Source organism: Streptomyces sp. NPDC042364 (assembly GCF_056437585.1).
The window spans coordinates 96,439-119,564 of the sequence record NZ_JBWKAJ010000006.1 but is presented as its reverse complement, the minus strand read 5'-3'; the positions used below and the strand labels follow the sequence as shown (position 1 = coordinate 119,564).

The 23,126-nt window shown below is 71.8% G+C and carries 18 protein-coding genes, 4 tRNA genes and 1 other RNA gene; 14 read left to right on the top strand and 9 right to left on the bottom strand.

What is annotated here, in order from left to right; all coding sequences use genetic code 11:
- Positions 1 to 39: 39 nt before the first annotated feature.
- The 5 genes from AC067N_RS14635 to AC067N_RS14615 all read left to right on the top strand — a co-directional run bounded on the left by AC067N_RS14635 (position 40) and on the right by AC067N_RS14615 (position 4,739).
- On the top strand, positions 40 to 963 hold the full coding sequence (locus AC067N_RS14635) for a bifunctional DNA primase/polymerase (protein ID WP_478679512.1): 924 nt from the start codon (positions 40 to 42) through the stop codon (positions 961 to 963).
- A gap of 65 nt (positions 964 to 1,028) precedes the next feature.
- Positions 1,029 to 1,283 (top strand): hypothetical protein, encoded by a 255-nt coding sequence (locus tag AC067N_RS14630; protein WP_478679246.1) that lies wholly within the window; start codon positions 1,029 to 1,031, stop codon positions 1,281 to 1,283.
- Positions 1,280 to 2,842 (top strand): YfjI family protein, encoded by a 1,563-nt coding sequence (locus tag AC067N_RS14625; protein ID WP_478679245.1) that lies wholly within the window; start codon positions 1,280 to 1,282, stop codon positions 2,840 to 2,842. Before AC067N_RS14630 ends, AC067N_RS14625 begins: the two co-directional genes overlap by 4 nt.
- A gap of 302 nt (positions 2,843 to 3,144) precedes the next feature.
- Positions 3,145 to 3,369 (top strand): helix-turn-helix domain-containing protein, encoded by a 225-nt coding sequence (locus tag AC067N_RS14620; RefSeq protein WP_478679244.1) that lies wholly within the window; start codon positions 3,145 to 3,147, stop codon positions 3,367 to 3,369.
- An 83-nt stretch (positions 3,370 to 3,452) separates the two neighbouring features.
- Positions 3,453 to 4,739, top strand: coding sequence for a tyrosine-type recombinase/integrase (locus AC067N_RS14615; RefSeq protein WP_478679243.1), 1,287 nt, complete (start codon positions 3,453 to 3,455; stop codon positions 4,737 to 4,739).
- A 65-nt stretch (positions 4,740 to 4,804) separates the two neighbouring features.
- On the opposite strand, the gene AC067N_RS14610 is transcribed toward AC067N_RS14615, so the two are convergent.
- A tRNA-Ser gene (locus AC067N_RS14610) sits at positions 4,805 to 4,889 on the bottom strand.
- Positions 4,890 to 5,019: 130 nt separating this feature from the next.
- Between AC067N_RS14610 and ffs the strand changes: the two genes are divergently transcribed.
- The 6 genes from ffs (at position 5,020) to AC067N_RS14580 (ending at position 14,804) form a co-directional block, all read left to right on the top strand.
- Positions 5,020 to 5,116, top strand: an RNA gene (gene ffs / locus AC067N_RS14605) — signal recognition particle sRNA small type.
- A gap of 180 nt (positions 5,117 to 5,296) precedes the next feature.
- On the top strand, positions 5,297 to 7,750 hold the full coding sequence (locus tag AC067N_RS14600) for a DNA polymerase III subunit gamma and tau (protein WP_478679242.1): 2,454 nt from the start codon (positions 5,297 to 5,299) through the stop codon (positions 7,748 to 7,750).
- A gap of 287 nt (positions 7,751 to 8,037) precedes the next feature.
- On the top strand, positions 8,038 to 9,291 hold the full coding sequence (gene purD, locus AC067N_RS14595; protein ID WP_478679241.1) for a phosphoribosylamine--glycine ligase: 1,254 nt from the start codon (positions 8,038 to 8,040) through the stop codon (positions 9,289 to 9,291).
- 550 nt (positions 9,292 to 9,841) lie between these two features.
- The gene (locus AC067N_RS14590) at positions 9,842 to 12,043 is read left to right on the top strand and encodes a hypothetical protein (protein ID WP_478679511.1); all 2,202 of its coding nucleotides are present in this window, start codon (positions 9,842 to 9,844) and stop codon (positions 12,041 to 12,043) included.
- A gap of 249 nt (positions 12,044 to 12,292) precedes the next feature.
- Positions 12,293 to 13,795 (top strand): N,N-dimethylformamidase beta subunit family domain-containing protein, encoded by a 1,503-nt coding sequence (locus tag AC067N_RS14585; protein ID WP_478679240.1) that lies wholly within the window; start codon positions 12,293 to 12,295, stop codon positions 13,793 to 13,795.
- Positions 13,796 to 13,904: 109 nt separating this feature from the next.
- Positions 13,905 to 14,804 carry a phosphoribosylaminoimidazolesuccinocarboxamide synthase gene (locus tag AC067N_RS14580; RefSeq protein ID WP_478679239.1) on the top strand — a complete coding sequence of 300 codons (900 nt, stop codon included), beginning with the start codon at positions 13,905 to 13,907 and terminating at the stop codon, positions 14,802 to 14,804.
- 34 nt (positions 14,805 to 14,838) lie between these two features.
- Here the strand turns inward: AC067N_RS14580 and AC067N_RS14575 are convergent.
- The 8 genes from AC067N_RS14575 to AC067N_RS14540 form a co-directional block, all read right to left on the bottom strand.
- A tRNA-Gly gene (locus AC067N_RS14575) sits at positions 14,839 to 14,914 on the bottom strand.
- 23 nt (positions 14,915 to 14,937) lie between these two features.
- Complete coding sequence (locus AC067N_RS14570) at positions 14,938 to 15,570, bottom strand: response regulator (RefSeq protein ID WP_478679238.1); 633 nt, start codon at positions 15,568 to 15,570, stop codon at positions 14,938 to 14,940.
- A complete protein-coding gene (locus AC067N_RS14565; RefSeq protein ID WP_478679237.1) occupies positions 15,567 to 16,877 on the bottom strand; it encodes a sensor histidine kinase in 1,311 nt (436 codons plus the stop codon). The genes AC067N_RS14570 and AC067N_RS14565 overlap by 4 nt, the downstream gene beginning before the upstream one ends.
- A 12-nt stretch (positions 16,878 to 16,889) precedes the next feature.
- Positions 16,890 to 17,678, bottom strand: a complete 789-nt coding sequence (locus AC067N_RS14560; RefSeq protein ID WP_478679236.1) for an ABC transporter permease — start codon at positions 17,676 to 17,678, stop codon at positions 16,890 to 16,892.
- Positions 17,675 to 18,682: an ABC transporter ATP-binding protein gene (locus tag AC067N_RS14555; RefSeq protein ID WP_478679235.1), complete on the bottom strand. Its 1,008-nt coding sequence runs from the start codon at positions 18,680 to 18,682 to the stop codon at positions 17,675 to 17,677. Before AC067N_RS14555 ends, AC067N_RS14560 begins: the two co-directional genes overlap by 4 nt.
- A 139-nt stretch (positions 18,683 to 18,821) precedes the next feature.
- Positions 18,822 to 18,894 (bottom strand) — tRNA-Gly (locus AC067N_RS14550).
- A gap of 78 nt (positions 18,895 to 18,972) precedes the next feature.
- Positions 18,973 to 19,044: transfer RNA gene (locus tag AC067N_RS14545), tRNA-Gly, on the bottom strand.
- Between the two features lie 209 nt (positions 19,045 to 19,253).
- A complete protein-coding gene (locus AC067N_RS14540; protein ID WP_478679234.1) occupies positions 19,254 to 19,571 on the bottom strand; it encodes a histone-like nucleoid-structuring protein Lsr2 in 318 nt (105 codons plus the stop codon).
- A gap of 341 nt (positions 19,572 to 19,912) precedes the next feature.
- Between AC067N_RS14540 and purS the strand changes: the two genes are divergently transcribed.
- Genes purS through purL form a run of 3 tightly spaced genes read left to right on the top strand, consistent with a single transcriptional unit; the run spans position 19,913 to position 23,108 of the window.
- Positions 19,913 to 20,176, top strand: coding sequence for a phosphoribosylformylglycinamidine synthase subunit PurS (gene purS / locus AC067N_RS14535; protein ID WP_055514060.1), 264 nt, complete (start codon positions 19,913 to 19,915; stop codon positions 20,174 to 20,176).
- Complete coding sequence (gene purQ, locus AC067N_RS14530; protein WP_468103018.1) at positions 20,173 to 20,853, top strand: phosphoribosylformylglycinamidine synthase subunit PurQ; 681 nt, start codon at positions 20,173 to 20,175, stop codon at positions 20,851 to 20,853. The genes purS and purQ overlap by 4 nt, the downstream gene beginning before the upstream one ends.
- On the top strand, positions 20,850 to 23,108 hold the full coding sequence (gene purL / locus AC067N_RS14525) for a phosphoribosylformylglycinamidine synthase subunit PurL (RefSeq protein WP_478679233.1): 2,259 nt from the start codon (positions 20,850 to 20,852) through the stop codon (positions 23,106 to 23,108). Before purQ ends, purL begins: the two co-directional genes overlap by 4 nt.
- Positions 23,109 to 23,126: the final 18 nt, after the last annotated feature.

Genomic DNA, 23,126 nt, shown 5'->3' with positions numbered 1-23,126 from the left:
TACAGCATGACCCAAGCGCGCGTCTCCGGCGAGGGCCCCTTGGCCCCTGCCATCCGAACGGGGCGAGTCCTGCCCGACACGAACGCGGCTCCCAAAGCTCTGCGGGTCGCCCTCGCCCTCGCTGCGGCCGGCGTCCCGGTCCTGCCCCTACGGGCGGGCAAGGTGCCGTTCGGCAACTGCCGAACTTGCACGGGCACCCCGCCCCGGTGCGGCGGCCGGCCGAACATGAAGACGCCGGGGCCCTGCCGGTGCCCGGCGCCGTGCCACGCGTGGGCCGCCGCGACCACCGACCCACACGTCCTCACCTCGCCCCCGTGGGCGCCGGTATGGCGGGAGGCTGTGACGGTCGCCTACCACCCCGGCGGCGCCGGACTCACGGTCGTCGACCTGGACGACGAGGTGGCCGTCGCCTGGGCCCGCGAGACCCTGCCCGCAACCCGCGTCGTGCAGACGACGCGCGGTGAACACTGGCTCTACCGGGGCGCCATGCCGTCCGCGAACGCGGTCCGGCCCGGTGTCGACGTCAAGTCGCTCATGCAGTACTCCCGTTGGCTCGGGCCCGGCACCGGCCGTATGGCCGTCCTACCGGCGGCCGTGCGCGCCCTGCTGGTGAAGGAAGACACCACCCCCGCCCCGGGGGAGGTGGCATCTTCCCTTCCCGCCCGCGCCACGTGGTCGCGGCAGGTGGCCACCGGATGCCGACACACCGAGCGCTACGTCCGCACCGGCCTGGAACGCGGCCTCGCCCTTGTACGGGCCCGTCCCGAATCCGGCGCCGGATCACAGGCGTTCGGCGTCGCCCGGTTCCTCGCCGCCCAACACACTTCATGTCCGGGACCGTGCGGACTGGCCGTGCTCGGGGACGCGGTCGTGGCTGCCGCCGTCGCCGTGGGCGTCCCCGAGACCTACGCGCGCCGCGCGGTCGCCAACGGCCTCCAGGCGGCCGAGGGGCGTGCGGCATGACCAAACCATCTCGAAGCCTTGCAACCAGCCCTCAGGGCGCCGTACAGAGCGCACTACGGCCGACCGTGGGCGAACCGAAGGGCGTCGCCCGCAAGGGCGTCCTTTCTGCCGTTGGTTCTGACCCGCAGACGGTCACCGTCATCGGAATCACCCCGGGGCTTCATATCCAGTGCGACGGCGTACCGGTTGCGGACTGGCTCTGCGCCTGTGGGCACCATGAACGCGCACGGGGTCGCGCCGCCGTCATCAAGCTGACCGCCCGCGTCATCGTCGGCATCTGCCCCCACGCCACCACCACCGAAGGGAGGGCCGCCTCATGACCCCACAGCCTGTGGACAGCCCCGACCTGTGGGCCGGACTGCCCACCCTGGAAGACCCGCCCGGCGAGGACGACACGGCACCGGACGTGTGGGAAGACCCCATTCCCCTCACCGGCCGCCGTGAGCGACCCGCGTTCCCCGTTCACGTCCTCCCCACATGGTTGGGAGAGTTCGTGGCGGCCGTCGCGGAAGAGACGCAGACCCCGGTGGACCTCGCCGGATCGGTCGCCCTCGCCGTGCTCGCCACGGCGGCTGGCGGCCGGTCGGTGGTCCACGTACGCGGCAACTGGCGCGAGCCCACCAACCTCTACACGGTGGTGGCGCTCCCGCCCGCCAACCGCAAGTCCGCTGTCTTCGCGCTGCTGACCAACCCCCTGTACGAGGCGGAGAAACAGCTCAAGACGGCGATGAAGCCCGTGATCGTGGAAGCGGAGCTGACGGCGAGGCTGGCCAAGGAAGCGGCAGACAAGGCCGCCGCCAAGGCCGCGTCCGCCGACGGCGACAAGCGGGACGACATGGTGGCCACCGCCGTGGGTCTCGCGCAGACGGCCGACACACTCACCGTCCCCGCCGAACCGGTGCTCTTGGCGGACGACTCCACCCCCGAGACGGTCACCTCGCTCATGGCCGAACAGGGCGGCCGACTGTCCGTGATGAGCGCCGAGGGCGGCATCTTCGACATCATCGCCGGCCGCTACTCCGGGGCCCCCAACATGGAAGTCTTCCTGAAGGGGCATGCCGGGGACCGGCTGAGGGTGAACCGGCAGACCCGCCGGGAGTACATCGACGCCCCCGCCCTCACGATCGGCCTCGCCGTACAGCCGGACGTACTGAGGGACATCGGGAAGGTGAAGGGGTTCGAGGGACGCGGATTGCTAGCCCGCTTCCTGTACTCCCTGCCGGTGTCCACGGTCGGCGACCGCGAGATCATCACCGACCCGGTCCCGGAGGAGACGGCCGCCACCTACACCGCCCGGGTCGTCGACCTCACCCTGTCCCTGGCGGAGTGGACCGATCCGGCCGTCATCCAACTCACCCCAGAAGCGGACGCGGCCTTGATCACCTACCAGAAGCGCATCGAACCGCAGCTCAAGGCACGCGGCGGCAAGCTGGGCCACATCTCCAACTGGGCCGGAAAACTTGCCGGGGCAACCGCCCGCATGGCCGCGCTGTTGCACCTCGCCGAACACGGTGGCAACGGCTACGCCCACCCGGTCACCGAAGACACCATGAGCGCGGCCATCGAGCTGGGGGAGTACTACACCGCTCACGCCCTCGCCGCGTTCGACGTCATGGGGGCTGACAACACCACCGCGCGCGCTCAAAGCGTCCTGGAAGCGCTGCGCACCCACCGGTGGGCCGAGGTCAGCAAGCGTGACCTGATGGTCAAGCTCTCCCGCTCGGAGTTCCCCACCGCTGCGGACTTGGACCCGACGCTGACTCTGCTGGAAGACCACGGTTACGTGCGGGCACAACCCATCGTCCGCACCGGAGGACGCGGCCGACCGCCCTCGCCGCGCTACCTGGTACACCCCCGGCTGACCGACCCGACCACCTGATCCCGTCCACAGAAACCACAGAATCACAGAAATACCCGCTGTGTGCCCCTGACCTGCGTAGACAGCCGTGTCAGGGGTGCAGGGCGCCCTGCCACAGAAGCCCGCAGAGAAGCCACAGAAATAAGCCCGACCCGGCCGCGTCGGGCCTACCTCCTTATTTCTGTGGGACCTTCGGCGATTTCTGTGGCAGCGGCCACCGCGCAGCATCGCCGCAGGTCAGAGCCGCGATCCCAGGTTTCTGTGTATTTCGTGGTTTCTGTGGCGGCACTCCCCGTGAACCCTGCCCACCAAGGGAGCCAATCTTGAACGACCACGGAGCCCCGGCACACACCGACGACGACCCCACGTTGGTTCTCCTCACTGTCGAAGAGGCCGCCCGCCGCCTCCGCATCGGCCGGACTACGTGCTACGGGCTCATCCGCTCCGGAGAGCTGGAGTCCGTACCCGTCGGCCGTCTCCGGCGAGTCCCTGCCGATGCGCCGGCCGCGTACGTGACCCGTCTCCGCACCGCCCAACGCGCCGCTTGACGACACCCGGGGCGGCGGCTCCCGGACAAGGACAACCCGCCGCCCCGGTCCCCATCCCGACATCCAGAATCAGGAGCCTGCCTGTGGCAGAGAAAAAGAAGAAGGGCACCCGCCGCGCCAACGGTGAATCCGCCATCTACTTCGGCGCGGACGGCCGTTGGCACGCGCGCGTGCCGATGGGCTACAAGGACAACGGGGACCCCTACCGCCGACACATCACACGCAAGACGCGCGATGACCTGGTGGAAGAAGTCAAGAAGCTGGAGAAGCAGCGCGATGCGGGTTCGGCGCAACAGCCGGGCAAGCCGTGGACGGTTGAGAAGTGGCTGTTGCACTGGGTTGAGAACATCGCCAAGCCGACCGTTAGCGAGAACACCTACGACGGCTATGAAGTCGCCGTTCGCGTCCACCTGGTGCCCGGTGTCGGCAAGCACCGCCTTGACCGCTTGCAGCCCGAACACCTGGAAAGCCTGTACCGCCGCATGCAGGCGAACGGGGCGCGCAAGGCCGGTACCGCTCACCAAGCACACCGCACCGCCCGAACCGCCCTGGGGGAGGCCGTACGGCGCGGCTACGCGGCCAAGAACGCCGCCGCGTTGGCGAAGCCGCCACGGATGGAAGAGGACGAATCAGAGGTTGAGCCCTACTCCGTGGAAGAGGTTCAGTGCCTGTTGCTCGAAGCCAACAAGCGCCGGAACAGCGCCCGTTGGATGCTGGCATTGGCACTCGGACTGCGGCAGGGCGAGACGCTCGGACTGCGCTGGTCTGACGTCGACCTCGCCAACGAGTATCTGAAGCTTCGGAGGAACCGTCTGCGCCCCAGGTACGAGCACGGGTGCCCGGAAGCCTCACAGTGCGGCCGGAAGGCTGGCTACTGCCCGGCCAAGGTCCAGGTTCGGCGCGAGACCAAGAACACCAAGTCCCGCGCCGGCCGCCGTGCCGTGCCCCTGCCCGGCCCTCTGGTCGTCATGCTCCGTGCACATGCCGAGACGCAAGAGCGTGAGCGCAAGGCCGCCGGTGACCTGTGGATCGAGTCGGACTACGTGTTCACCAAGCCGCTGGGTGGCCCGTTGAGTCCGAACACGGACTACCACGACTGGAAGCGGCTGCTCGAAGACGCGGGGGTTCGGAACGCCCGGCTGCACGACGCCCGTCACACGGCCGCCACCGTGCTCATGCTGCTCGGTGTCCCGGATCGGGTCATTGATCAGATCATGGGGTGGGAGCCGGGCACGTCCGCGAGCATGAGAGCGCGGTATCTCCATGTGCCGGACGTCATGCTCAAGGACGTAGCCCGGAAGATCGCCGAAGCTATCTGGGGGCCCCCGGAAACGGGCCCTGTGGACAAAAACCAGGACAACGGCGGCTGAGGACAACAACGAAGGGCCCCACCGGCGACCGGTGGGGCCCTTCGTTTTGCCTGTTCAGGCGAGTGCGGAGGATACGAGATTCGAACTCGTGAGGGGTTGCCCCCAACACGCTTTCCAAGCGTGCGCCCTAGGCCTCTAGGCGAATCCTCCGCCGGAAACATTACATGACGGCGGAGGGTGCTTGCGAACTCGTTCGAGGTCGGGGGAACGAAGGGGTGGGGGGGAGAGGCGTCGGGGCGGGGAGGCGGGCGGGCGGGGTCGGGGGATCGGGTAGGCTGGGCGTAGCCCCTCACGCGGCGCTATCTGACTGAACTCCCCCAGGGCCGGAAGGCAGCAAGGGTAGGTCGGCTCTGGCGGGTGCGTGGGGGGTCTTTCGTGTCCCGAGGAGCAGTTCCGGGGAGCAGTTCCGGGGAGCGGCAGCCCGGGAGCGGTTCCGGGCACCGGGCCAGGGATCGGCGCCGTAAGTCCTCGGGAAGGTCCGGGGGTGGTTCCGCTCGCCGTCCTGTCCGGCTTCGGCGGCGTCCGTGTTGTCAGTGGGCGCCTATAACCTCGTATGCGTGTCGTCTCTCGCGCTGTACCGCCGCTATCGCCCGGAGTCGTTCGCCGAGGTCATCGGGCAGGAGCATGTCACCGACCCGCTGCAGCAGGCGCTGCGGAACAACCGGGTCAATCACGCGTACCTGTTCAGCGGGCCGCGCGGCTGCGGCAAGACGACCAGCGCACGCATCCTCGCCCGGTGTCTGAACTGCGAGAAGGGACCCACGCCCACCCCGTGCGGCGAGTGCCAGTCCTGCCAGGACCTCGCGCGGAACGGACCGGGCTCCATCGACGTCATCGAGATCGACGCCGCCTCGCACGGTGGTGTCGACGACGCCCGTGAGCTGCGGGAGAAGGCGTTCTTCGGACCGGCCGGCAGCCGGTACAAGATCTACATCATCGACGAGGCCCACATGGTCACGTCGGCCGGTTTCAACGCGCTGCTGAAGGTGGTCGAGGAGCCCCCGGAGCACCTCAAGTTCATCTTCGCCACGACCGAGCCCGAGAAGGTCATCGGGACGATCCGTTCGCGTACGCACCACTACCCGTTCCGGCTCGTACCGCCGGGCACGCTCCGCGACTACCTCGCCGAGGTCTGCGGCAAGGAGAAGATCGCCATCGAGGAGGGCGTTCTGCCGCTGGTCGTCCGCGCGGGCGCCGGCTCGGTGCGTGACTCGATGTCCGTCATGGACCAGCTGCTCGCCGGCGCGACGGACGAGGGTGTGACATACGCCATGGCCACGTCCCTGCTCGGCTACACGGACGGGTCGCTGCTCGACTCGGTCGTCGAGGCCTTCGCCGCGGGGGACGGGGCCGCTGCCTTCGAGGTCGTGGACCGCGTCATCGAGGGCGGCAACGACCCGCGGAGGTTCGTCGCCGACCTGCTGGAGCGGCTGCGCGACCTGGTGATCCTGGCCGCAGTGCCCGACGCCGTCGAGAAGGGGCTCATCGACGCGCCCACGGATGTCCTGGAGCGGATGCAGGCCCAGGCCGGTGTCTTCGGCGCCGCCGAGCTGAGCCGCGCCGCCGACCTCGTCAACGAGGGCCTCACGGAGATGCGGGGCGCCAACTCCCCCCGGCTCCAGCTCGAACTGATCTGCGCCCGAGTCCTCCTCCCCGCGACCTACGGCGACGAACGGTCCGTCATGGCCCGCCTGGACCGGCTGGAGCGCGGCGTGAACTTCTCGGCGCCCGGCCCCGGGCCCGCCATGGGGTACGCCCCCGGGCCCGACGTCCATGGGGGAGCGCCGATGGGCATGGCTCCGCCGGTCGCCCCGGGCCCACCGGTCCCGCCGGGGGGCGGTCCGGCCGCGGCCCGGGCCGCCGTCCGAGGAGCCGGGGGCGCGGGGATGCCCGGGAGCCAGGGAGCGCCCGCGGCGGCCGGGGCCGTTGGTGTCCCGGGTTCGGATGCGTACGGTGCCGGAGGCGCCGGTGGCCACGGGGGGCCCGGCACCGGTGGCCCCGCCGGGGCTGCCCCGGCCGCTGCTGCGGCCGCACCGCAGGAGGCTCCGACGGCCACCCCGCCCGCCGTACCCGCGGCTCACACCGGGACGCCCACCGCCCCGCCGAACACCCATGCGAACGCACCCGCCACCGCGCCGCCGGGGGCCCCGGCTCCTGCCGCCGCACCCGGTTCCTGGCCCACGCCTGCCGCCGCGGGCAGCGGGCGGCGCCCCGGCGGGTGGCCGACGGCCGCGCCGGCCGGTGGCGGAGCGGCGCCCGGAGGACCGTCCGGCTCCACGCCGGGCCAGGCCGCACCGCCTCCGTCCGCGGCGCACGGTCAGCCGGCTCCGGCCTCGGTGCCCCAGTCCGCCCCTGCGGCGGCCGCGTACACCCCGGCCCCCGGCGGGCTCGACCCGCGCATGCTGTGGCCGAACGTCCTTGAGGCGGTGAAGAACCGCCGCCGGTTCACCTGGATCCTGCTGAGCCAGAACGCCCACGTCGCCGGTTTCGACGGCACGACGCTCCAGATCGGCTTCGTCAACGCGGGCGCACGGGACAACTTCGCGAGCAGCGGCAGCGAGGACGTGCTGCGCGCGGCGCTGGCCGAGCAGTTCAACGTCCACTGGAAGATCGAGGCACTCGTCGACACGTCGGGCGGCTCGGCCCCGGCCGGCGGTCACCCGCCCGCGGCTCCGGGAGGTTACGGCGGAGGAGGCGGCCACGGTGCCGGCCCGGGCGGCGGTTACGGCAGCCCCCCCTCCCCGGCATCCCGCCCTGCCCCGCCCCAGGCATCGCCTTCCGCCGCACATCAGCCGTCCGCCTCCACCCCGGCCCCGCCCCGGCAACCGGGCCCGGCCGCACCCACCGCCGCTCCCGCACCACCGCCCGCCCCGGAACCCCCTCCGGTCTCCCCCGAGGACGACATCCCCGAGGACGACGACCCCGACCTCGACGAATCCGCCCTCTCCGGCCACGAACTGATCGTCCGCGAACTGGGCGCGACGGTGGTGGAGGAGATCACGAACGAGTAAGGGACAGGGAGAGCGGCCGCGCCGCAGCCTCCGGACCCCGGGGGATTCGGCGGAGGCGGACAACTGTGCGCTCCAGGACCCGAGCGCCGCCGTGCGGCGGAGCCCCGCGCGCCCCACCACACTCAAGGACGCGCGCTCCCACCCCGCCCACGAGCCGACTCCCCCCGAGTTGTCCGTGCCCGGGCACCACCACCGCCGCCCCGTTCGTCTGATCCCACAAACCCTCCCCGTCCCACTCTTCGGAAGCCCCCACAAACCCACCCCGCCCGGCCGGTTAGGCTGGGCCCGTGAAGGTCCTCGTCATCGGTAGCGGTGCCCGCGAGCACGCGCTGTGCCGTTCTCTGTCCCTCGACTCCGACGTCACCGCGCTCCACTGCGCCCCCGGCAACGCCGGCATCGCGGAGGTCGCCGAGCTGCACGCGGTGGACGCGCTGGACGGCGCCGCCGTGACCGCGCTGGCCACCCGCCTGGAGGCCGACCTGGTGGTCGTGGGCCCGGAGGCCCCCCTGGTGGCCGGTGTCGCCGACGCCGTACGCGAGGCGGGCATCCCGGTGTTCGGCCCCTCCGGGGAGGCCGCGCAGCTGGAGGGCTCCAAGGCCTTCGCCAAGGAGGTCATGGCCGGCGCTGGTGTGCCCACGGCGCGGTCGTACGTCTGCACCACCCCGCAGGAGATCGACGGGGCCCTCGACGCCTTCGGCGCCCCGTACGTCGTGAAGGACGACGGACTGGCCGCCGGCAAGGGCGTCGTCGTGACCCCGGACCTCGACAAGGCCCGTGAGCACGCGCTGGCCTGCGGGCGGGTCGTCATCGAGGAGTTCCTGGACGGCCCCGAGGTCTCCCTCTTCGCGATCACCGACGGCACGACCGTCCTCCCGCTCCAGCCCGCCCAGGACTTCAAGCGCGCGCTGGACGGCGACGAGGGCCCCAACACCGGCGGCATGGGCGCGTACTCCCCGCTCCCGTGGGCCGACCCGAAGCTGGTCGACGAGGTGCTGCAGACCGTGCTGCAGCCGACCGTCGACGAGATGCGCCGTCGCGGCACGCCCTTCTCCGGTCTGCTCTACGCGGGCCTGGCGATCACCAGCCGAGGCGTACGGGTCATCGAGTTCAACGCCCGCTTCGGCGACCCCGAGACCCAGGTCGTGCTGGCCCGTCTGAAGACCCCGCTGGCCGGCGTCCTGCTCGCCGCGGCGAACGGCACCCTCGGCGACCTCGAACCCCTCCGCTGGAGCGACGACGCCGCCGTCACCGTGGTCGTGGCCTCGCAGAACTACCCCGGCACCCCGCGCACCGGCGACCCCGTCACCGGACTCGACGAGGTGGCCGCCCTGGACGCCCCGCACGCGTACGTGCTGCACGCGGGCACCAAGCGCGACGGTGACGCCGTCGTCAGCGCCGGCGGACGGGTCCTGTCCGTCACCGCCACCGGCAAGGACCTCACCCAGGCCCGCGACCGCGCGTACACCGCCGTCGCCCGCATCGGCCTGGACGGTTCCCAGCACCGTACGGACATCGCGGCGAAGGCGGCAGCCGAGGCGTGACGGAGAGCACCGCGCGGGGCGCCTGACGCGACCAGGCGCCCCGCGCGCGGCGCCCGAGCCCCATCCGCCCCGCGCACCCTGCCTTTCCCTCGCACCCGCACCCCACGCTTGCACCTCCGCAACCGCAACCCCGGGCGCGCGCCCACAGCCCATCCGCCCCCGCGCCCTCAGCCACGCACCCATCCCCACCCGGGCGCGAGTGCACCCGCGGCTTCCACGTCGAACGCAACCGTGGCTTCCGTGACCGCAGGGGGACGCTCGGGGCCCCTCCTGCTGCGGAGCCCTCTCCCTGCCCCGCGTCATTCACCTCTCCCCAAAGCCATTCCATCGAGTGAGCGATGGGCTATCCGGCTGACGGGCGCCGAAGCCCCAACTAGGGTGCGGCGCAAGTGTTCCGGCACTTGGCCCACCGGCATTGCGATGTCAGTCGTGGGTGCCACAGTGGGGGAGTGAGCAACGTCAGGGCATTCGGCGGCGACGACGCCGACGGGAAGCCGTCGCGGCGCGCGCCGCACGGGACAGCAGGGGGTGACCTCGGGTCGTGAGCGGTATGGCGGGTGGTGAGGAGGCGGGGGCGCAGGCCGCGCGCTCGCGGGCTCTCGCCGTGCTGCGCGTCCGCAGCCGTGCGCTGGCCGTGGCTCTGCTGCCGGCTGCCGTCGCGGTCGTCCTGCTGGCCGGCGTCTCCACCGGTCACCTCACCGGCCCGACCTGGTCCACGGCCCGCTGGGTGGTGTCCGGCCTGGCCGCCCTCGTCCTGCTGGCCGCCACCGGAATCGCGCTCGTCGTCACCCGGGCCCGGCCCGCCGTGAGCCCCACCGTCTCCGTCACCGAGGAGGCCGCGCCGGACCTCTACCGCCTGGTCCGAGACCTGGCGGACCGCCTCGGCGTCCCGCCTCCCTCCGCGATAGCGCTCACCCCCGACTGTGACAGCTGGCTGGAGGACCGCTCCCACCCGTCCCACACCCCGCCCGGCAGCCACTCCTCCCCCTCGTCGGCCTCCGCGTCGCCGTCCGGCGGCACGGCGGGCGGTACGTCCGGCGCCGGTGCCCCGGGCGGACGAGGCCATGGCAGGGACGACGAGACGACCGGCGTACGAGGACTGACGTCCGACCCGTCGTCCGGCCTCCCTTCCGGGCTGCCCTCGTCGAACCGACGGCATCGCGTGCCCACCGCGCCCGTGCTGGTCATCGGCTCACCGTTCCTGTGGTGGATGCGGGTGGGCGAGCTACGGGCGGTGCTGGCACCGGTCGTCGCGGGTACGGGCCCGTCGGCCCACCCGGACATAGCCGCTGCCCGCCGTTTCGTCCGCGGCCTGGACGCCGCCGTGGCCGTCACCTCCGCCCCGACGCACGGCCCGCTCGTCCGTACGGTCCTGGCCGGTGTCGGCTGGGTGACCCGGCTGCTCCTGCGCGGCTGCCGGGGCCACGCGGCGGAGATGGAGCGGTGCGTGGCGGCCGCCGCGGCCGAGCGTGCACAGGCTGTGGACTACGGTCTGCGGATCGTCGCGCAGGAACAGGTCGGGCTGGCCTACGCCGGCTGGGACCGGCTCCTCACGCGCGTGGCGCTGCCCGCCTGGCGGATGGGCCGCTGGCCGTCCCGCCTCGACGCGGGCGTCGTCGCCGCGCTCACCGAGCTGTCCCGTCGCGACCGCCTCGCCGAGGGCTTCGCCTCCCGGCTCGGCGAGCGCCCCGCCTGCGACCTGCTCGAAGAGCCCGGCACGGTCGACGAGGCCGCGTCGCTGCTCGCCGCGCGCCTCTTCCACGGCGGTCCCGCCGAGTCCGGACCGGACTGGGCACCGGTGGGCTGGCACGAGTACCCGGACGAGGTCGTCGACCGCAAATGGCGCACCGAGGCGGCCCGCCTCCACCGCGTGCTCGACGCGCTCGGCGTCCACCGCACCACCGACCGGACCGGCCCGCACCGGACCGGCCCGACCCTGGCCCGCGTCCTGGATCATCTGACCGTGATGACCGGCTGCCCCGAGGTACGGCCCGACGGTCAGGGCGGTCCCTCGGCCACCGGTGGCCCACACGACCACCACGCGGCCCCCGATACGGCACCCGACCCCCGGCCGCAGCATCAAGGCATATCCGGCGCCCCGGGCACCACCGCCGACGCCCCGCTCCACCCCTCCGCCTCCGACACCGCCGACGCTCCGGGCCACCCCTCCGCCCCCGGCCCCGCCGCCGACCCGGCCCCCGGCCCCGACGCCGACCCGGCCCCCGAGCCCGACACCGACGCCGCCCTCGACTTCGAGACCGACCCCCGCCCCGCCCCCGACGACGCCTCCACCATCGACGGCGCCCCCGCCGAGGAGGACGACGAACCGGGCCCGGCCACCGTGCAGGCCGCCGCCCTGGCCGCCGGGCTGACCGCGGAGTTGGCGAGGGAGGAGGCGGCGGCGCCCCGCCCCGAGGCGCACCAGCCGGGCGGAGCCGAGACGCAGGGCCCGGACCGGGCGCTGTGGGAGGACGACCAACTGCCGCTGTTCCCGATGCAGCCGCCCCGCACCGGCCGCGACCTGCTGGCGGAACACGTCGCGGCGATGGTCTGCTGCGCGGCGATGGACACGGCCGGCGCCACCCCCGGTCTCGACTGGCTGGACGGCCCTTCCCTCCTCGTCAACGGCAAGCGGGCCGCCGACCTCACCCCCCGTGTCCTCACCCTCGTGGAGGAGGGCGACCCGGCCCCCCTCCGCGACTGGCTCCGCCGCCTCGGCGTCCGCCCGGAGAAGCCGGTCCGCCTCGTCTGACCCTCGCCCCGCCGTCCCCACCTGCCGCCGTGGCCCCACCCGACCACCACGTGAGGCGGAGGTATACACCCCCCTCCGACGCCCCACCCCAACTACCCGCCCCAACTCCCCATCCGGAGCCCCTGGTTCCACTCTCACCAATTCGCGACGAACGGTGACGGGGCGCGTGCGTAATGTGATGTGCTGGGACCGTTCGCGTACGCAGCAAGGGCTTGTGACCGCTCACGGGGGCGAGGGAGGGGAGAACTCATGGGCACGGACCACCGCGTCCGCCGTTGGGAATCGGGCGCACTCGCGCACGCCGTGAGCGACCCCTTCGGCCAGGGCCCCGTCCCCTGGCTGCGGGGCAGCGTGACGTACTTCGACGACACGGGCCAGGTCGTCCCGTGGTACGTGGACCAGGGGACGACCTGGCCGCGCGACAAGGCCACCGACCCCCGCATCCCGGCCCCCAGGTCGACCCCGGGCCCCCGCTCCGCCGACGACGTGCGGCGCCAGATCAAGGGGTTCACCGCGACCGGAGCCGCCGCCCCCGGCGAGTCCATCGACTTCCACGTCACCGTGGACCCGCCCCAGGAATTCGCCGTCGACATCTACCGCATCGGCCACTACGGGGGTGACGGCGCCGCGAAGATCACCACCAGCCCCCGCCTCTCCGGCATCGTCCAGCCCCCGCCGCTGACCGCCGACCGCACGGTCTCCTGCCACCACTGGTGGCTGTCCTGGCGGCTGCAGATCCCGAGCCACTGGAACACCGGCGCGTACGTGGCGGTCCTGACCACCGCCGACGGCTACCGCTCCCACGTGCCGTTCACCGTCCGCGACGACGGGCCCGCCGACCTGCTGCTCCTGCTGCCCGACATCACCTGGCAGGCGTACAACCTGTACCCGGAGGACGGCCGCACGGGCGCCAGCTTCTACCACGCCTGGGACGAGGACGGCCGGCTGCTCGGCGAGTCCCAGGCCGCGACCACCGTCTCCTTCGACCGCCCGTACGCCGGCGCGGGCCTGCCCCTCCATGTGGGCCACGCCTACGACTTCATCCGCTGGGCCGAGCGCTACGGCTACGACATCGCCTACGCCGACGCCCGCGATCTGCACTCCGGCCGTGTCGACCCCACCCGCTACCGGGGGCTGGTCTTCCCGGGCCACGACGAGTACTGGTCGCCGCAGATGCGCCGTACCGCCGAGGCCGCCCGGGACAGCGGGATCTCTCTGGTCTTCCTCTCCGCCAACACCATGTACTGGCAGGTGGAGTTGGGGCCCTCCCCGTCCGGTGTCCCCGACCGGCTCCTCACCTGCCGAAAACGCCGGGGCCCCGGGAAACCCGCACTGTGGCGCGAGATCGACCGCCCCGAGCAGCAGTTGCTGGGCATCCAGTACGAGGGCCGGGTCCCCGAACCCCACCCCCTGGTCGTGCGCAACGCCGACCACTGGCTCTGGGACGCGACCGGCGCCCACGAGGGCGACGAACTGGACGGCATGGTCGCCGGCGAGGCCGACCGCTACTACCCCCGCACCGCGCTCCCCGAGCACCAGGGCCGCATCCTCCTCGCCCACTCCCCGTACCGGGACCCCGCAGGCATCCTCCGCCACCAGGAGACCTCCCTCTACCGAGCCCCCTCCGGCGCCTGGGTCTTCGCATCCGGAACGTTCGCCTGGTCCCCGGCCCTGGACCGCCCCGGACACGTGGACCCCCGTATCCAGCGGGCCACGGCCAATCTCCTGGACCGCATCTGCAAACGAGACTGACGCCGCCGGACGCAACGCGCGCGAACGCCCGCACCGGCACCCCTGGCCAAGACCGGTCGCCCCGATACGGGACAATCGAGCCACTTGGACATCACCACGGGGAGGAACCGTGTCCGGATTCGTAGAAAAGCCCGAGCCGATCCAGGTTCCGGGCCTGGTGCATCTGCACACCGGCAAGGTGCGCGACCTGTACCAGAACGAGGCGGGCGACCTCGTGATGGTCGCCAGCGATCGAACGTCCGCGTTCGACTGGGTGCTGCCGACGGAGATCCCCGACAAGGGGCGCGTCCTCACGCAGCTGTCCCTCTGGTGGTTCGACCAGCTCGCCGACCTGGTCCCGAACCACGTACTGAGCACCGAACTGCCCGAGGGCGCCCCCGCCGACTGGGCCGGGCGCACCCTGGTCTGCAAGTCCCTGCGGATGGTCCCGGTGGAGGCCGTGGCCCGCGGCTATCTCACCGGCTCGGGCCTCGCCGAGTACCGGGAGAGCCGCACGGTCTGCGGCCTCGCCCTGCCCGAGGGCCTGGTCGACGGCTCGGAGCTGCCCGCGCCGATCTTCACCCCGGCCACCAAGGCCGCCGTCGGCGAGCACGACGAGAACGTCAGCTACGAGGAGGTCGCCCGCCAGGTCGGCGCGGAGACCGCCGCCCAGCTGCGGCAGACGACCCTCGCCGTCTACAGCCGCGCCCGTGACATCGCCCGCGACCGGGGCATCATCCTCGCCGACACCAAGTTCGAGTTCGGCTACGAGGACGACACCCTCGTCCTCGCCGACGAAGTCCTCACCCCGGACTCCTCCCGCTTCTGGCCCGCCGACCGGTGGGAGCCGGGCCGCGCCCAGCCGTCCTTCGACAAGCAGTTCGTCCGTGACTGGCTGACGTCCGCCGATTCCGGCTGGGACCGCGCGAGCGAGCAGCCCCCGCCGCCGCTCCCCGAGGAGATCGTCGCCGCCACCCGCGCCAAGTACGTGGAGGCGTACGAGCGTCTGACGGGCACCCGCTGGGCGTAACGCGAAAGGCCCCCGGTGAACCGGGGGCCTTGTCTGGAGCGGACGACGAGGCTCGAACTCGCGACCTCAACCTTGGCAAGGTTGCGCTCTACCAACTGAGCTACGTCCGCAGTGCGCCGTGGCGCGAGAGCAACTATACCCAACCTCGCTCCCGTGCGAGCCGCACCGCAGCATGCCGGTTCTCCACCCCGAGCTTGGACACGGCGGACGACAGATAGTTCCGTACGGTCCCCTGGGACAGCGCGGCCCGCTCGGCGATCTCGGCCACGGGCGCCCCGTCGGCGGCCAGCTCCAGCACCTCCGCCTCCCGGGCGGTGAGCGGCGAGTCCCCGGAGGAGATCGCGTCGGCGGCCAACTCGGGGTCGACGTAACGGTTTCCCGCGTGCACGGTACGGATGATCTCCGCGAGCCGCTGGGCACTGACCGTCTTCGGCACGAACCCGCGCACACCCGCCTCAAGCGCCCGCTTCAGATGCCCCGGCCGGCCGTGGCCGGTGACGATCAGCACCCGGCAGCCGGGCAGCTCCGTCCGCAGCGATGTGGCCACCCTCACACCGTCCGCCCCCGGCATCTGGAGATCGAGCACCGCGACGTCCGGCTCGTGCGCCCGGGCCATGGCCAGCGCCTCCGGTCCGCTGGCCGCCTCGGCGACCACCAGCAGGTCGTCCTCCAGGGCCAGCAGCGCGGCCAGCGCCCCCCGGATCAGATGCTCGTCATCGGCGAGCAGCAGCCGCACGGGCGGCCCAGCCTCGGGAGCGGCCGTCATGAGGCGACCTCCTGTACGACGCCCGCCCCGGACGGAACGGTCATGCTCCCGCCGGCCGCGGCCGGGCCCGCCTGCGACGCCAGCGGCACCCTGGCCACCACCCGGAACGCCTCCCCGTCCACCGGCCCCGCCTCCAGCGTTCCGTCCACGATCGCGAGCCGCTCCCGCAGTCCGGCGAGCCCGGACCCGGCACCGACGGAACGCGTGGCATCCTGCGCCGCGCGTTCGCCGTCCCCGACGGCCCGCATTCCGTCGTTCTGCACGGTCAACACCACCTGCCCCTCCGTCACCTCCAACACCACCGCGCACTGCCCGGCGTTCCCGTGCCGCAGCACGTTCGTGGTGCCCTCCCTGACCACCCAGGCGAGCGCGGACTGCACCTCACCGGGCAGCCCGGCGGTGTCCGCCCCGACGACCGAGCACGTGATGCCGGCCGCCTCCAGGACGCCCTGCGCACCGGCGAGTTCGATGCCCAGGTCCGCCTCGCGATAGCCCCGTACGACGTCCCGCACCTCCCGCTGCGACTCCTGCGCGATCCGCTGCACCTCGATCATCTGCTCGACTGCATCGGGCCGATCCCGGCGGGCCAGCTGGACGGCCAGCTCGCTCTTCAGGGCGATGACCGCGAGATTGCGGCCGATCACATCGTGCAGATCGCGCCCGAAGCGGAGCCGTTCCTCGGCTACGGCGAGACGGGCACGGGTCTCGCGCGCCGCGTCGAGCTCGTAGACGGCCCTGAGGAGCCATACGGAGAAGACGGAGGTGAAGGCGAAGAACGAGGTGCCGACCAGCACCGCGATCGTCGCGGCCAGCGCCTCGCCCGCACCGAGGCCCACGACCAGACCCAGGACACCGGAGCCCGCCGAGAAGCCCACGATCAGGTAGAGCGCGCTGCGTCGGTTGCGGAGGCCCAGCGTGACCATCCCGACGCCGAAGACCACCACGCCGCCGTACGTCCCGCCCATCGCTGCGGCCGACTCGTCGTCGCCCACGCGGTTGACCATCGAGAAGACGACGATCCCGGTCAGCGCGGTGACCACCCCGACCGCCCACATCAGCCGCAGCGGCTGTTCACGGACGTTCCGCACCCAGTCCAGCGCCCGAGCCCCGGCCAGCGCGCCCAGCACCCCGTGCGCGCACACCAGCCCGAACAACCAGCCCGCCTGCGGCATCGGAACCTGCCCCAGGATCGGCACCCCGAACGTGACGACCTCGATCAGCGGGAACAGGTAGAACGACCACCGGGTGTACGTCTCCACCTTCGCCGGCGTGCTCTTCCCCCGCCACCATGCCCTCGGCCCCCGCATGGCCAACTCCCCTCATCGGCGCGGTTCCCAGCGGAACCACCGCCGTACAGCAAACACCGCGAGCACGGTCCAGGCCAGCGCGGTGGCGACGGCCCCCAGCGCCTCGTACTCCGTGAGGTCACCGGTCCAGCCACCGCGCACCAGGGTGATGACCGGGGACAGCGGCAGCAGCTCGCAGACGGACGCCACCCGGTCGGGCAGCACTTCGAGCGGGACGGTGACCCCGGAGCCCAGGAGCGAGACGAACATCACCGGCAGGCTGGTCACCTGCGCGCTCTCGGCGGTACGGCTGAAGCTCGCCGTCACCGCGGCCAGCGCCACGCACAGCACGATCCCCAACAGCACGCCCAGCAGGGCGAGGTGCGGCGCGGGCGGCGCCCCGAGGTCGAGCAGGACCGTGCAGCCGATCGCGAGGAGCACGCACTGCGCGAACCCGATGCCGACGGCCGGCAGTGCGGCGCCGACCAGGATCTCCGGGTCCCGCAGCTCCCCGGTCCGCAGCCGCTTGAGCACCAGCTCCTCGCGGCGGACGACGTAGACGTTGGTGAGGGCGGCGTAGACCGCGAACAGCAGGGAGAAGCCGACGGCGGCGGGCAGCATGACCGTGCCGACGCTGAGCCCCGCCTCGTCCAGGTCCATCTCCTCGGTCGCCGACCGCACCGTGAGCGGCAGCAGCAGCGGCACCAGCACCGCCGTCACCAGCGTGGCCCGGCTGCGTCCCAGCAGGGTCAGCTCGGCACGGGCGAGCGCGGTCATCCGGCCCCTCAGGGTCGTCCGGCCGGTGTCGGTCATGGTGCTCATGCGCTCACCCCGTCCTTGCGGGCCTCCGTGCCCGTCAGCGCCTGGTCGTCCGTGCGGGCCCCCGCGTCCGTACGGGCCGCCGTCTCCCGCGCGATCCGCAGGAACGCCTCCTCAAGCGAGGCGGACCGGACTTCGAGCCGCCCGAGTTCGACCCCGGCCCGCTCGGCCCAGACCAGCACCCCGGTCGCGGCCCGCTGGAGGTCGTTCGTGCGGAGCACGACCGCGCGGCCCTCGACCTCGTGCGCGGTGACGCCCAGCTCGCCGAGGGGCGGGAGGTCGCCGAGGAAGTAGCCGGCGGGCAGTTCGAAAGAGATCCGGGAGGGCTGGGAGGCGGTCACCTCGGCCGGGGTGCCGGTCGCGGCGACGCTTCCCTCGTGGAGGATGGCGAGCCGGTCGGCGAGCCCTTCCGCCTCCTCCAGGTAGTGCGTGGTGAGGAGCACGGTCGTGCCCTGCTCGCGCAGGTCGCGGACGAGCGCCCAGGTGTCCTGGCGGCCCTCGGCGTCGAGACCGGTGGTCGGCTCGTCGAGGAAGAGCACCTCGGGCCGGCCGAGGAGCGCGAGGGCGAGGTCCAGGCGCCGCTTCTCGCCGCCGGACAACTGCTTGACCCGTACGCCCGCCCGGCGCCCGAGCCCGACGATCTCCAGGGCCTCCCCCACGGGCCGCGCACCGCTTGTGCAGCCCGCCCACATCCGTACCGTCTCCGCGACGGTCAGCTCGGAGGGGAAGCCGCCCTCCTGGAGCATCACACCGATCCGGGGCCGTACGGCCGCGCGCTCGGTGTACGGGTCGTGGCCGAGGACCCGCACCCGTCCACCGGACGGCGGGGCGAGCCCCTCCAGCAGTTCGACCGTGGAGGTCTTGCCCGCGCCGTTGGTGCCCAGAAGGGCGAAGAGTTCGCCCCGGCCGACGGAGAACGTGATCCCCCGCACGGCTTCGAAACCGCCCCCGTACACGCGCCGCAGGTCGGTGACCTCGATCACGTCCTCGTGCCCGTTCGTTTTCATGCCTCCAGCGTCCCGTGGCCGGGGGACGCGGAGCAGTGCGCGCTGTCATCGGTCGGCATGACAAATGTCAGGGGGCCTTGCTCTTCCGAGGCGGAAACGCAGAAGACCCCGGTCCAGCGGACCGGGGTCTTGAATCAAGAGCGGACGACGAGGCTCGAACTCGCGACCTCAACCTTGGCAAGGTTGCGCTCTACCAACTGAGCTACGTCCGCAGTGCCTCCGACCGGCTCCCACCGATCGGCGCGAAGACCACATTACCTGATCCAGAAGGATGGTTGGTAAGTGATCAGAGCGGGTGACAGGAATTGCACACTGCGCCTTCCCCCTGGAAGGGGGATGTTCTGCTACTGAACTACACCCGCGTGACTCCGGTGAGCCGGGCCTTTCGGCCTTGCCCCTCGGCGTGCTCCAGACTCTAGCTGATCCGCAGGGGTGCAACGCAAGTCGGTTGTCGCCGGGGGCCAAGTCGGCCGCCCCCAGGGTCCGCTGACGGACGCTGAGGGCCGGCCCCCGCACGGCGCGCCGGCGCGGTTCGCCCGAGGTGGACCCGAGGTGGTTCACCCGGCGCGGCTCACTGGGCGTCGGCGAACGCCTCGTAGACCTTCTTGGGGATCCGGCCGCGGGCCGGGACCTCCAGCTTGTTGGCCAGGGCCCAGGCGCGGACGGCCGCGGGGTCCGGGGCCACCTGGGTCTGCTTGTACGCCTTGCCCGACCTCGACCGCTTCCGGCCGGCCTCGACGTAGGGCGCGAGCGCCCTACGCAGTTTCTCGGCGTTGGCTTCGTTGAGGTCGATCTCGTACGACTTGCCGTCGAGTCCGAAGGCGATCGTCTCCGCCGCTTCCGAGCCGTCGATGTCGTCGGAGAGAGTGACCACGACACGCTGCGCCACGAATATCGGTCCCTTCGTGCGACATCTCTCCGTTGACGTGCCCTTACGTCCCGGTGATGTCGTCTGTCCGGCTGTTATTTGGGCAAAGTATCGGCTATTGCCAATTCATTTGTACAGGGCCCGCCATTGCATTGCGAAGACAGACTTAATCCGCTGGCGTGTCCCTCGCGCAATAGGGTCGGGGGATCTTTCCCGGAAGTTTTCACGAAGAGGATCACCCGATACCGGATCGTGACCGCCATCACCTGGAATGTCTGTAGATTCCTACGAATCTACTCGCGTAGAAATTTTGTGCGGGTAGTCTGAAGGAACCTGCTCAGCACCACACACCGGGAGTGCCAGTGGCACGCGTCGTAGTCGACGTCATGCTCAAGCCGGAGATCCTCGACCCCCAGGGCCAGGCGGTGCAGCGCGCGCTGCCGCGCCTCGGTTTCGAGGGCGTCTCCGACGTACGTCAGGGAAAGCGATTCGAACTGGAAGTGGACGGACCGGTGGACGACGCCGCGCTCGCCCGCATCCATGAACTGGCGGAATCCTTCCTCGCCAACACCGTGATCGAGGACTTCACCGTGAAGGTGGAGGAAGTCGTGGAGGCAGGAAAGTGACCGCACGTATTGGCGTCGTCACTTTTCCCGGCAGCCTCGACGACCGGGACACCCAGCGCGCGATCAGGCTCGCGGGCGCCGAACCCGTCGCCCTGTGGCACAAGGACAAGGACCTGCACCAGGTCGACGCCGTGGTGCTGTGCGGCGGTTTCTCCTACGGCGACTATCTGCGCGCCGGAGCCATCGCGCGCTTCTCGCCGGTGATGGAGACGCTCATCGAGCAGGCGAAGGCCGGACTGCCGGTCCTCGGCATCTGCAACGGATTCCAGATCCTCACCGAGGCCCACCTCCTGCCCGGCACGATGCTGCGCAACGACCACCTGCACTTCATCTGCCGCGACCAGAAGCTGCGGGTGGAGAACGCGGACACCGCCTGGACCACCGACTACACGGCCGGCCAGGAGATCCACATCCCGCTGAAGAACAACGACGGGCAGTACGTCGCCGACGAGTACACCCTCGACAAGCTGGAGGCCGAGGGCCGGGTCGCGTTCCGCTACCTCGACTTCAACCCCAACGGCTCCCAGCGGGACATCGCCGGCGTCACCAACGAGGCCGGCAACGTCGTGGGCCTGATGCCGCACCCGGAGCACGCCGTGGAGCCGCTCATCGGCACCGGCCGCACCGACGGCCTCCCCTTCTTCACCTCGATCCTCAAGAAGCTGGTCAACGCATGAGCCGGACGCCTCTGGACACGGTCGAGCACGCGGCCGCGACCCCCGACGTCGAGCTGCCCTGGGCCGAACTGGGCCTGAAGAAGGACGAGTACGAGAGGGTCGTCGAGATCCTCGGCCGCCGCCCCACCGGCGCGGAGCTGGCCATGTACTCCGTCATGTGGTCCGAGCACTGCTCGTACAAGTCGTCGAAGGTGCACCTGCGCCAGTTCGGCGAGAAGGCGCCCCAGTCGGACGCCCTGCTCGTCGGCATCGGTGAGAACGCCGGCGTCGTGGACGTCGGCCAGGGATACGCGGTCACCTTCAAGGTCGAGTCGCACAACCACCCCTCCTACGTCGAGCCCTACCAGGGCGCGGCCACGGGCGTCGGCGGCATCGTGCGCGACATCATCGCGATGGGCGCCCGCCCGGTCGCCGTCGTGGACCCCCTGCGCTTCGGTGCCGCGGACCACCCGGACACCAAGCGCGTCCTGCCCGGCGTCGTCGCCGGCATCGGCGGCTACGGCAACTGCTTGGGCCTGCCGAACATCGGCGGCGAGGTCGTCTTCGACGCCTGCTACCAGGGCAACCCGCTGGTCAACGCCGGTGCCATCGGCGTCATGCGGCACGAGGACATCCACCTCGCCAAGGCCTCCGGCGCGGGCAACAAGGTCATCCTCTACGGGGCCCGCACGGGCGGCGACGGCATCGGCGGCGCCTCCATCCTGGCCTCCGAGACCTTCGACGACGCCAAGCCCTCCAAGCGCCCCGCCGTCCAGGTCGGCGACCCCTTCCAGGAGAAGCTCCTCATCGAGTGCACCCTGGAGGCGTTCAAGGAGAAGCTGGTCGTCGGCATCCAGGACCTCGGCGCGGCCGGCCTGTCCTGCGCGACGAGCGAGCTGGCGTCGAACGGCTCCGGCGGCATGCGCGTCACCCTCGACGACGTCCCCCTGCGCGACTCGACGCTCTCCCCCGAGGAGATCCTGATGAGCGAGTCGCAGGAACGGATGTGCGCGGTCGTCGAGCCCGACAAGGTCGACCGCTTCCTGGAGATCTGCGACAAGTGGGACGTCATCGCCACCGTCATCGGTGAGGTGACCGACGGCGACCGCCTGGAGATCTTCTGGCACGGCGGCAAGATCGTCGACGTCGACCCGCGCACCGTCGCGCACGACGGCCCGGTCTACGAGCGGCCCTACGCCCGCCCCGACTGGCAGGACGCGCTCCAGGCGGACGACGCGAACAAGCTGCCCCGCCCGGAGACCAGCGAGGAGCTGCGCGAGCAGGTCCTGAAGCTGGTCGCCTCCCCGAACCAGGCCTCCAAGTCCTGGATCACCTCCCAGTACGACCGCTTCGTGCAGGGCAACACGGTCCTCGCCCAGCCCGAGGACTCCGGCATGATCCGGATCGACGAGGAGAGCGGCCTCGGCGTCGCCATCGCCACCGACGGCAACGGCCGCTACGCCAAGCTCGACCCGTACCACGGCGCCCAGCTGGCCCTGGCGGAGGCGTACCGCAACGTCGCCACCACCGGTGCCAAGCCGCTGGCCGTCTCCGACTGCCTGAACTTCGGCTCGCCCGAGGACCCGGCGGTCATGTGGCAGTTCGCCGAGGCCGTCCGCGGTCTTGCGGACGCCTGCCGGCAGCTGGGCACGCCGGTCACGGGCGGCAACGTCTCGCTCTACAACCAGACGGGCGAGGTCGCCATCCACCCGACCCCGGTCGTGGCCGTCCTCGGCGTCATCGACGACGTGGCCCGGCGCACGCCGGTCGCCTTCCAGGAGGAGGGGCAGCTGCTCTACCTCCTCGGCGACACCCGCGAGGAGTTCGGCGGCTCGGCCTGGTCCCAGGTCGTCCACGACCACCTCGGCGGTCTGCCCCCGCAGGTCGACCTGGAGCGCGAGCGACTGCTCGCCGAGATCCTGATCTCCGCCTCCCGCGACGGCATGATCGACTCCGCGCACGACCTGTCCGACGGCGGCCTCATCCAGGCGGTCGTCGAGTCGGCCCTGCTCGGCGGCAAGGGCGCCCGTCTGATCGTCCCGGACGGTCTGGACGCCTTCACCTTCCTGCTCTCGGAGTCGGCCGGCCGCGCCGTCGTGGCCGTCCCCCGCTCGGAGGAGGTCCGCTTCAACGACATGTGCGGCGCCCGGGGCCTGCCCGCCACCCGCATCGGCGTCGTCGACGGCGACTCCATCGACATCCAGGGCGAGTTCACCCTCACCCTGGAGGAGCTGCGCACCGCGCACGAGGGCACGATCCCGGCACTGCTGGCGTAAGCCCCCGCCGTACGGCAT